Origin of the sequence: Candidatus Infernicultor aquiphilus, from assembly GCF_002784285.1 — a bacterium.
GTDB lineage: Bacteria > Atribacterota > Phoenicimicrobiia > Phoenicimicrobiales > Phoenicimicrobiaceae > Infernicultor > Infernicultor aquiphilus.
Map to the genome: position 1 here is coordinate 1 of NZ_PFKO01000153.1, position 6474 is coordinate 6474.

At 33.0% G+C, this 6474-nt stretch carries 6 protein-coding genes; all 6 read right to left on the reverse strand.

Annotated elements, in window-relative coordinates:
• Positions 1 to 216 precede the first annotated feature (216 nt).
• The gene (locus COZ07_RS04230; RefSeq protein WP_406607340.1) at positions 217 to 900 is read right to left on the reverse strand and encodes a ComEC/Rec2 family competence protein; all 684 of its coding nucleotides are present in this window, start codon (positions 898 to 900) and stop codon (positions 217 to 219) included.
• On the reverse strand, positions 897 to 1139 hold the full coding sequence (locus tag COZ07_RS04235) for a DUF3006 domain-containing protein (protein WP_406607341.1): 243 nt from the start codon (positions 1137 to 1139) through the stop codon (positions 897 to 899). The genes COZ07_RS04230 and COZ07_RS04235 overlap by 4 nt, the downstream gene beginning before the upstream one ends.
• A 188-nt stretch (positions 1140 to 1327) precedes the next feature.
• Positions 1328 to 3877, reverse strand: a complete 2550-nt coding sequence (locus tag COZ07_RS04240) for a DEAD/DEAH box helicase (protein ID WP_406607342.1) — start codon at positions 3875 to 3877, stop codon at positions 1328 to 1330.
• 11 nt (positions 3878 to 3888) lie between these two features.
• Entirely contained in the window at positions 3889 to 4377 is a 489-nt protein-coding gene (locus COZ07_RS04245) for a DUF4411 family protein (RefSeq protein ID WP_406607343.1), read from the reverse strand.
• A 5-nt stretch (positions 4378 to 4382) separates the two neighbouring features.
• Entirely contained in the window at positions 4383 to 5468 is a 1086-nt protein-coding gene (locus COZ07_RS04250) for an XRE family transcriptional regulator (protein ID WP_406607344.1), read from the reverse strand.
• Positions 5465 to 6474: site-specific DNA-methyltransferase (locus tag COZ07_RS04255; protein WP_406607345.1), on the reverse strand; the 1010-nt coding region annotated here is incomplete at its 5' end. The genes COZ07_RS04250 and COZ07_RS04255, both read right to left, overlap by 4 nt.

Consider the following 6474-nt stretch of genomic DNA (forward strand, 5'->3'; position numbering starts at 1 on the left):
TTCCAAATTTTACTAATTTTTCTACCTATAAATTTATTTTTTATTCTCCGGGCAATCTTCTTAGGATCACCACTCGATAATTTTTCGATATCGTTGGCCTTTCTGGCCAGATTGTAGAGAAATGAAACTAATTTGCTCATCTATCTAATCTCCTTTTAAATTTATTGGCATTCTAATTTTCTATTCGAATATAGAGAACTGTTTTATGCCTTTCGGTTATTCATTTTTTATGCTTGTTTCTGGATTTACTGCTTTAATAAAGGGAGGGGAAGAGCCACTGGAAGATCCGTGATGGGCTATTTTTAAAATATCTACCTTTAGATTATTTCTGGATTCATTTAAAAGTTGACCTTCTCTTTCTTTTTCAATATCTCCAGTAAATAAACAAGAGAAGTCTTTAAAATCCAATCTAATTACTAGGGAATTGTTATTAAGCTCAGATTCCCTAAGGAGAGGATTAGCTGGAGGTAGAATAGTAAAAGTTAAGGGTCCTAAATTGATCTTCCTGGAAGTTCCTTGATAGTAGTTGAGGTTATACTTTGCAATAGCGGTAATCATTTTCTGGTAGGCAATAGTAGTATGGGGTATACCTGAATCTAGAAAAGTTTTTGGTCTATATTTGGCAATAATCTTATCCATACCGGAAATATGGTCAGCGTGAGCATGGGAAGCTATCAGTAGATCTAGATGGGAAATATTGAGGTTCTCTAAATAGTTTAAAATTAAACTCTCCTCGGGTCCTGAGTCAATTAAGACCACTTCACCTGATGAGGAAATAATGACTGAGGAATCTCCCTGACCTACATCCAAAAAATAGATTTTTAGGTTTTCTTGGGCAGATAATGTTCCGGTAAAACCTAAGCTGAAAACTAAAGTCAAGATAATAATTAGTTTTTTCAAAGTTGAATATCGCCGCCTTGGTCTTTTTTCTTTAAATTATCCAACTGTTCTTGAATATTTTTTCTTCTGGTTTCAGTTTCTTTTTCATCAAGGTCAATATTGAATCTAATGACTGTACCTTCTTTCGCACCTTGGGGTAATAAAGAACGAGGAAATTTAAAAATGAGGGAATTTTTATTTTGGAATTCTAAGATAGCATATTTACCTTCAAAACGATCTATGATTAACTGAATTAGCATTATGTCAATCTCTTTCTTTCTTTAAACGGATTGATTTCATAATTACCAATCACCACCTAAATTATAATAAGCGTTAGATAGTAATACCTAAAGTTTTAATCAGCTGGTTAAGAAACTACTCAGACCCCATAGATTGTCCGCTAAAAGTTACCGAATTATTGAGATGGTACACCCCTATTTATTTAATTTTATCTCTTTAATGCTGATATTAATTCTTTAACACTTTTAAATCTATATCTTTCAAAATCTTCCTGGTTAACTCTCATATAGGTCCAATTTTCTCCTATTAAATTAGAAGTGTCTTTACACCATTGTGTTGCTCTTTTATCCTTGTGCGGTACCTCCAAATCAACCAACCCTTTTGTTTCTATTAACCAATAATCTCCGTTCTTAAGTTTTATTACGAAATCTGGATAATAAAATCTCAAATGATTTTCTTCGGAAATATATTCTATATAAAATCCATTCTTTACCACAATTTTAGTAAAAGCTTCCACATCTCCAGCAATATCTAAAAATTTAGCAAAATCAACCTCATAATTACTATCACAGGGAACATAATTAAAAATACACTTATCTGCTGGATAAACCAATTTTGACCATACAAAAGCGTTTGTTTTTGAAAGTTTTATAGTACTCTTCTTCTTAGGCTCTCTCTTAATAAAAGTCTTCTCTCTCAAAGCATTAACAAATAAACTTATCAACTTTTCTTGAACCTCGATAGAACTCAATTTATAAAGAACCCTGGGATCTTCAAGATCAATTTTTTCACTAAATAATTTTTCTATGACATATCTTTTCACTATAGGATGAAAATTGGCAAAAGCACCACCAATTGACAATTGTTTAAGTATTTGATGTGAATAATAAGCAATTACACTTTTTGAATCTTGGGGAACAGGTAAATTCCATTTTCTCTTTATGGCTTCCAATCCTGTAAGCATATTTGAAGCAATATATTCCATCTCTAAAACTTTATTCTCTAAAGGAATCTTCAAGGAAGGTAAATTATCAACCTCAGATTTATCTATATAAAATTCTCCTATAGAAATTCTCGGGCTCAAAATAGGTATTTCAATGTCCTTATCCAATTTATTTTTATCTACAAATATAGTAGTTAACTCAAGTGGTTTTCCGGTATCAAATTCGGCAATTTTTATACCTTCTTGTGTTTCTAATTCCTCAAGAATATCTATTAGCCCTGGTGGGCCAATAACTTCAAGTACATTTATTGATTTTTTTATATTGGCATCTTCTTCAGGGAACATCTTTCTTAAACCTCTTCCAATTACCTGTTCTGGGAGCACTTTCCTTTGTGAAGTATAAGACCTTAACCCCACAATTACATTTACATTTCTTACATCCCACCCCTCATTTAACATTAAAGTACTTATTATAGCTTCGTAAGGATTTTTATCTGGATTGGGGTCATCAATAGTTTTAGCAAATTCTCTTGCCTGGGGCAAGTCAGCTTTTTTTACTTCTCCAGTACTATCGGTGTGGATTAGTAAAACTTTATCTTTAAGATCAGGCACAGCAGAGTTAACATATCTAAATATTTCATCCGCTTCCTTATTCTCAGGACATTGAAAGAATAACACAGGTTTCTTTAATAATGGCTTTAATGCCTCTTTATATTCTCGCCATCGTCTTATTCCTGCATCAATCCAGACTCGATATCTTTCCACAGCCTTAGTAGAAGCAATCTCCTCTGCTCCTGTAACCATTCCCTTTAGTGGTATTTTTACAATATTCATTTCAATGGCTTCTTTTAGTGAGAAGTCAACAATAATCCACGGAAATAAAGCACCTACTGGTTCGGTTTTTGGAGTGGCTGAAAAATCCAGTTCCATATTTATGCCTTTACCATATTGAGAAGCAAGATTTTTATTAAGTCTTAATAGTATCTTCTTCCATGCCTTTTCAAAATTGTATATATGATGAGCTTCATCCTTTAGAATCATTACATTAGGGCAGGTTAATAGGACTTCTTTTATTCTATTTTCATGATAAATATCAGAGACATTATAAACAGAAGGCAACTCATAAACCCTATCTACATATTCTTCAACCTCTTTCTTTTTATTCTTTCTCTCCTGTAACTGCTGAATATTAGTTAAAAACAATACATCTTCAGGGATAACATGAATTGGATCTTCTTTAGGGATTACTTTTAAAGCAAAATCATCCTCCCATTCTGGTGGGATAAGCGGCAATTCTCTGAATATCTTTCCATCTTTAAAATCCCTGTAGAGTCTGTCGTAGATGACATTTTTCTCTCCTGCAATAAGTAAAAACTTGGAAGTATAATCTTTTTTATTTTCCTTCTTATAATTAAAATAAGACCAGACTACCGCTAATGCCATAACAAAAGTTTTGCCAGAGCCAGTTGCCATCTTAAAAGCATAAAGAGGATACTGGTCATAGGATGGGTCATATCCCTGGATGGGTCCTGCTCCAAAATCTCTGGCCATATCGATGAAATTACGTTTCTTTATAACTTCGTAAATATAGATCAAAGTTTCAATTGCTTCTCTCTGGCAGAACCAGAATTCAAAAGGTTCATCATTTACGATATGGTCTTCACTAAACCAGAATTGCAATAATCTTTTTGTAGTAGAAGTAATTTCAGGATAATCTTGCTCTCGCCAGGCGAAGACTGCTTTACGAAGTTCATTTACTAAATATGCCTTGCTTGAACGTCTTTGATTTGGGTGTAAAAGTTCATTTGGTTTCATTTTATTTCCACCTAATATTTAATTCCTATTTTTTTAAAGAAATCTATTAAATTCAGGCATTGGATATTAAAATGACTAGCAATATAAGGAATGTGATTTGGTGCGTTTTTTTCATCAGTTACAATAATTGCATCTTCACAAATGCTTAACGCTATCAACCACGGATCTGCCCAAGGACCGCCTTTATTTGTTTCATTATTCCAGTATTCAGGCTCGTATTCTGTTTCAATTTCTTTAAGTTTCTTTATTTGGCATTCATTAATATCTTTGAACATTTTTTTATTTTGTCTGCACCACTCGTATATTGTGTCTTTTCTTTTTTCAATTTCTTTATACACTTCTATATGTGAAATAAGTTCATCTCCTTTAGCCATATCCTCTAATTTGATCCATATTGTTGGGAATACTTCTTGCGGGTATCCAGGGTATCTTGTAATATTTATCAAAGCACTCGCATCGATGAAATAAACAGGAACTTGAAATAATCTTTGCTGTCCCATTTTTATCACGAAGTAAGAATTTTCTCAGCATATTTTGTTTTTAAATCTAAAATGCTGGAAGCCTCGTAGAAAGTAATTTTCTCTTCCTTATAGGCTCTTTTTATTTCTTGTAGAGGCAAATTTCCTACTCTATTTATGAAAACTTTATTCCAATTTCTCCGACCAAATACCTTTTGTTTTAAATTCTCGTCTATTTCCTTCTTGAATTGTTCATATTTTCCTTTCTCAATATATCCAAACGAAGAGAGACGAAACATCATAACCTGTTTGCTTACACCATAAATTTCAGAAAGTTGATTAATTGCTTCCTCATCAATTGGCCTAAATTTTTCGACTTCAATCTTTAAATCATTTGATGGAACTAAAAACTCAGCAGCAAAACGATTGCAATAAGTTTCTATATCTTGATTTTGTTGTTCAATCTCTAATGAGCATATTCCAGCAGTTTTTTTAAGTAAATGGCAGACCTCGTGAAGTAAGGAAAACAATTTTATTGAAGATTTATCATTTTCATTTAGAACAATGACTGAAATATCCGAAAAGACACTGAATGCTCTTACATCATCTGCTTTTAATGGATATTCTATAATGATGATCGTTAGTTTATCCTCCAAAACTTTTTTGTAATGTGCTAAAATCTCTTCAGGTTTTTTAGACTTTATAAGTTCAATATTTAAGTTTTTTTTAAATTCTGTTGCCAGTTCATCAGCATTTAATTTTTCAGAAAAAGAAGAAATTTGAGTTCTCTTCTCGCTCAACTTTTTAATTTTATTAATTAAATAAAAAACTCTTCTTTTTGCTAAATACACTTGAGGAGTTAATTTTTTTTCTCTGTTAATTCTGTAATCAGGAACCTGAGGAATATCGGAAATTGTATCTGAGAAAAATGCTGCGAGTGGACGCTTGTATATATCTGCAAGCTTTTTAATCTGAATTAAACTAAAAACAGATTTTCCTTCTTCTACTGCCTTGACTTTTTCCTCGCTTGTTTTAAGCTTTTTTACAATTTCTTCAACACTATATCCTGATGTTTCACGAAGTATTTTCAACACTTCTGGTGATAGTTCAATTTCTTTTTGTTTTTTTTTCATTTTATCCTTACCTTTAAAATTTTATTTGTATCATTTCCGAATACATCCACCACTTTTATCATAATCTTATAATTCCCAACATCTTCGTATTTGTGTCTAGCCTGATAATCTACTCTAGGATTCTTTTTTACTCTAAAACTTTGCCATTGATTGTGGAAAGTATCTTCTTTGTAATCCCAATCTATTGCCCAATAATCTATTAGTTCTCTGGAATCTTTTACCTTGCTGGCTATTTCGGCAAGCTCTGCAGTTGGAGAGAGTTGGAAATCACTAATTTTTAGGGTTACCTCATTCCCATTTATCTTGTCTTCAATCTCTAAATAGGCAACTTCCGGAAATTTTATATACTTGATCAACTCTTTCTCTATTATCTGTTCGGGTACTTTTAATAGCTGCACATCAAAACCAACCAGGGACGATTTTATCTCATTGACAGAAGGAATCTGAATAAGTTTTAAATCAATTCCATTCTTTTTGGCTGATGTTTTAGCTAATTCATTGACCTCATAACTCCACTCCCAACCAAGAATATCTGCTTTGTTGAAGTTATTGTTTCGGCATTCGATTACTACTTTTTCAACATCTTCCATTGTAACAGGTGCATTCAAAGGACCGATATGAACTGTTCTATCTCCTTTTCTTCCGTGCAAATATCTAAAGCCATTTAACGGCTGTGACTGATAGAGTTTAAGCATAAAGGTAAGGTATTCATCCTGTCTTTCCAGCCAGTAAACAGTTTCATAGTTTCCAATATTCCATAGTTCAAAAGGTCTTGCAGGGTTGCCGTATTTTCTGTCTTTGTTTTGCAAATCCTTTGAATGGTGAATATCCAGAAGCCTCTTCCTTGTTACCTGAATAGCAAACTTGGATAAATCAGAGCCTATCCAGCGCCTGCCGAGTTTTTCTGCAACTGCTAAGGTTGTGCCTGAGCCACAGAAGAAATCAGCAACAATATCGCCTGGGCGGGAAGAGGCAAGGATGATGCGCTTTAATAGGGCTTCGGGTT